The following is a 4,318-nucleotide window of genomic DNA, read 5'->3' as shown; positions in this document are numbered from 1 at the left end:
CCCTTTTACGCCATCCGCCATTGAACGACGAATATACCCACCCCGTGAAAAGTAGTTATTATCACAACGTTTATACTCGGAAAGTGACTACTAAGCAGCTCGACCAAAGCTTAGTAAAACCATTAGATTGCTTCATAGCTGGTGCCCAAACTACTTCATAAATACCTGCGATTAATAAACCAATCAACGCGGCACTATTCATATTGGCTCTCAATTTAATTTATCTAACTCAATACATTAACTATCTCTTTTAATAACCGTGAGTGTAGTGTAAATTGTCATCTATAAAACGGGCACTTATCACAACTCTCGATACAAAAAACGACACAATTAGTAACTTTGATTTTAACTCAAGTGCTAATATAAAAAAGGTACATGTATGCATATGCAACCACAGCAGCAAAGTTTAATGTATTTACACATTGCTGTACTTTTATTTGGCGGCACTGCTTTGTTTGCTAAATTAATCAATCTCAATGCGTTGGATATTACTGTATATCGCAGTGCTGTTGCAGGCTTCGCTATTTTATTGTTACTGCTTGCGCAAAAGAAATCAATTAAGCTTACTAACAGTAAAGATTACGCTGTCGCACTTTTTTTAGGCGTCACGGTGGGACTACATTGGGTGACTTATTTTGCAGGTATGCAAATGGCTGGCATCACCATCGGCATGATTGCCTTTTTTACTTACCCTGTTATCACCGTGTTTATTGAACCATTTTTTCACGCTAAAACCCCTAAAATAAAAGATTTACTTAGTGCGCTTATAGTCATGCTTGGTATTTGCTTGCTCGTACCATGGAGTAATTTTGGCGATGAAGTAACTCTTGGTATTGTGACTGGAATTCTATCCGCTTGTTTATTTGCATTTAGAAACATCATTCATAAACGATACTTTAGCCAATATTCGGGCCCGCAAACGATGCTCTACCAGACAGGGGTAGCAACGCTGTTGTTATGCGCCTTTATTGAAGTGCCGATAATGCAAGTATCACATTATGATTTAGGCTTATTAGTCGTAGCTGGCGTTATTTTTACAGCAACACCGCATTCGCTATTTGCAGCAAGTTTGCAGTACTTATCAGCTTCCACTGCAGGGCTTATATCGTGTTTGCAGCCACTATATGGCACCTTTTTAGCTTTTTTATTGCTACATGAACAACCTTCATTACTGACTTTAGTCGGTGGAGCTTTAGTCATTAGTGCAGCATTTTACGAAACATGGTCAGTTACACGGAAACAGAAATAATGATAAAAGTATTCGCCCATCGCGGCGCAAGTGGTACTCACCCCGAAAATACTCAAAGTGCCATTAAAGCCGCCGTCGAAGTTGAAGTAGACGGTATTGAAATAGACGTACAAAGCTGTATTGATGATTACATGATCATTCATGATACATGGCTCGATCGCACCACCAGCGGGCGTGGTAAAGTAAATAAGTTAAGCCGAGAACAAATTCAACAATTTGATGCCGGAAAAGGTGAGTTTGTACCAACTTTACAACAAACTATCGATTGGATTGACGATAAAACGATACTTAACTTAGAGCTTAAGCATACTTTTTCTTTAGATAAATTTGTGGAGCTAATTGAAGAGAATGTGGCTGACAATAAACTATCTCGTAACAACCTGTTGGTGTCTTCGTTTGATCATCATCAATTAATGTGGCTTAAGCAAAAGTTACCTTGGGTGAAAATTGGCGCGTTAACGTCATCTATCCCCATTCATTATAGTGAGTTTGCTGAGCAGTTACATGCGTTTAGTATTCACATAGACAAAAACTTTATTAACCATGAATTTGTTGCTGACGCAAAACAACGTGGTTTACAAGTTTATGCCTACACAGTTGATAAACAAGAAGACATCGAGCTGATGCTTGATTATGGCGTGGACGGTATTTTTACCAATTATCCGTGTAATACCAAAATGATTTTAAACTCGCTCTAAATCAGTGAAGATATTAACTTCTTGTGACTTACCTAAACTATCTAAAAATGCTGAGTTCAGCATTTCACAGAGGCTAATATCAAGGCGTTACTTAGTAAAAATGGCAGTGCCTTTTAAGAAGTAATACCGAAGAGAGTGAGTACCTGTGAAATTCCCAAATAATTGGTTTAAAAGTGATTTATACTGCATTATTGGTTTTAATAAGAAATAATCATACTCTGCAATTAATACCTGCCTAAATCGCTTTTAACCCCAACGACGCTCGCATCTTGAGATGGTTTGGGTATATGTGGTAAATTGCGGTGTTATTTTGCAACTATGGTTATACACCCGTGACGATGCCAGCCCCTGATTACACGCAACTCGCTCAGCAAATAAAAGAGTGGGGCAAAGAGCTTGGCTTTAGCGAGGTCGGTATTACTGATATTGACCTAACTAAACATGAAGCTCAATTACAGCGCTGGCTAGATTTAGGTTATCACGGTGATATGGACTACATGGCTTCGCACGGTATGAAGCGCGCACGCCCCGCAGAACTAGTACCCGGCACACAGCGGGTGATTTCAGTAAAAATGAACTACCTCCCCCCTGATGCAAGCTTTGCTAAAACACTCAAAAATACAGATCAGGCCTACATAAGTCGTTATGCACTTGGCCGTGATTATCACAAGTTAATGCGTAATCGTATTAAAAAGCTAGGCCAAAAAATAGAGCTTGAAGTAGGCGAATTGGGTTTTCGGCCCTTCGTTGACTCTGCCCCCGTACTTGAGCGCCAATTAGCCGAAAAAGCAGGACTTGGTTGGCAGGGTAAACATAGTTTATTGATCAATAAAGAGGCCGGCTCGTGGTTCTTTTTAGGGGAATTATTTGTTGATATTCCCCTGCCCGTTGATAAACCCAATGAATTTGAAGGCTGCGGTAAATGTGTTGCCTGTATGACTTTATGCCCTACTGGCGCTATTGTTGAACCTTATGTTGTTGATGCCCGTAAATGTATTTCTTATTTAACGATAGAGCTGCAAGGCGCTATTCCTGAGCAGTATCGCTCATTACTGGGTAATCGAATTTATGGTTGCGATGACTGCCAGTTAGTATGTCCTTGGAATCGCTATGGGCAGCTAACTGATGAAGCCGACTTTCACCCACGAAAACAGCTAAAAGATAAAGATTTAATAGAGCTTTTCAACTGGGATGAAGCCACTTTTTTAAAAAATACTGAAGGCAGCCCAATCCGCCGTATTGGTCATCAACGCTGGCGCCGAAACATAGCTGTAGGATTAGGTAACGCCGAGTTTGATCAAACTATAATTGATACACTTAATCAAATTCGTGAGCAATCTAGTGAACTGGTTATTGAGCATATAGACTGGGCGCTTGAGCAGCAGCAAAACAAAAAAGCCAAACAGCTTAGGAAAACCGCTCGGCTCATTCGTATCGTCGAAAAAGGCTTACCTCGCGACGCCTAATATCAGTATTATTAGCGCTCAAGCAATAAAGCTAAATTTAGCTCTTTATGTTCCAATATTATTTTTACAGTACCTAGCGGCACACCATGAGCGATAAAATTAAATCAAACGACCATAAGAGATATCTTCTTCCAACATTGAGAAATGAAGTAACTCAACGGTACAACCAATCAACTCTAACAGAACTTTAACACGTATAGCTAGGCTATTACTGCCTACAATTAAAATATGCCGCACAACACGTTACGCTTATTATTCATTCATAATAAAAGCATAACCTATAATTTTTTATAGGCAGGATATCGCCTGTTATTTTAAATTAACCATTTGAAATAATTAGTTTTTAAACTTAATATTTTACAAATTCTTACCTAATATGGTTAAACTATATTTTTGTCCATCCATAGTTGCGATATTTGGTAGCACTCCCCACGTTTGATATTCAAAGCGCTGAAATAGTTTTATACTGGGTATATTATGGCTAAAAATAAATGCCAACAATACACTAATATTAAGCATCTTGGCCTGTTGTTCAGCAAACGTAAGCAATTGTTTACCGAGCCCTCTCCCTTGGACTGCACTCGCAAGGTAAATGCTTATTTCAACGGTACCGTCATAAGCTGGACGGCCATAAAATGACTTATAACTAAGCCAAGCGCTCACTTGCTCTGCTTGCTCATAAACATAAATAGGTCGGCGCTCATTGTGGCTGTCAAACCAAGCTTGTTTTTCATCTACGGTGGTAGGCTCAGTATCCGCGGTAACCATACGCGACGGAATAGTTTCGTTATAAATAGCTACAATTGCAGCCAAGTCAGCTTGATTAGCTAGACGAATAGACATATAAACTTAAAAATAGTGTTGTTCAAGATGTCTGATAATAGCGTATATTTAGCCTAAATAAC

5 protein-coding genes are annotated in these 4,318 nt (G+C 39.2%); 3 read left to right on the top strand and 2 right to left on the bottom strand.

Annotated elements, in window-relative coordinates:
* Positions 1–70: 70 nt before the first annotated feature.
* Positions 71–202 carry an SMR family transporter gene (locus ACT3RM_RS16975; RefSeq protein ID WP_441835834.1) on the bottom strand — a complete coding sequence of 44 codons (132 nt, stop codon included), beginning with the start codon at positions 200–202 and terminating at the stop codon, positions 71–73.
* Positions 203–385: 183 nt separating this feature from the next.
* On the opposite strand from ACT3RM_RS16975, the gene ACT3RM_RS16970 reads away from it, so the two are divergent.
* The 3 genes from ACT3RM_RS16970 (at position 386) to queG (ending at position 3,413) form a co-directional block, all read left to right on the top strand.
* Positions 386–1,249, top strand: a complete 864-nt coding sequence (locus ACT3RM_RS16970; protein WP_441835846.1) for a DMT family transporter — start codon at positions 386–388, stop codon at positions 1,247–1,249.
* The gene (locus ACT3RM_RS16965; protein WP_441835835.1) at positions 1,249–1,947 is read left to right on the top strand and encodes a glycerophosphodiester phosphodiesterase; all 699 of its coding nucleotides are present in this window, start codon (positions 1,249–1,251) and stop codon (positions 1,945–1,947) included. The genes ACT3RM_RS16970 and ACT3RM_RS16965 overlap by 1 nt, the downstream gene beginning before the upstream one ends.
* A gap of 338 nt (positions 1,948–2,285) precedes the next feature.
* Positions 2,286–3,413, top strand: a complete 1,128-nt coding sequence (gene queG, locus ACT3RM_RS16960; protein ID WP_441835847.1) for a tRNA epoxyqueuosine(34) reductase QueG — start codon at positions 2,286–2,288, stop codon at positions 3,411–3,413.
* A gap of 357 nt (positions 3,414–3,770) precedes the next feature.
* Here the strand turns inward: queG and ACT3RM_RS16955 are convergent, their stop codons facing one another.
* Entirely contained in the window at positions 3,771–4,256 is a 486-nt protein-coding gene (locus tag ACT3RM_RS16955) for a GNAT family N-acetyltransferase (protein ID WP_441835836.1), read from the bottom strand.
* Between the last annotated feature and the right edge of the window lie 62 nt (positions 4,257–4,318).

It is taken from the genome of Pseudoalteromonas sp. AOP7-A1-14, from assembly GCF_052376275.1.
In the GTDB taxonomy this organism is placed as follows: domain Bacteria; phylum Pseudomonadota; class Gammaproteobacteria; order Enterobacterales; family Alteromonadaceae; genus Pseudoalteromonas.
Note: the sequence above shows the minus strand (reverse complement) of the source record. Positions and strands in the feature narration are given on the sequence as shown.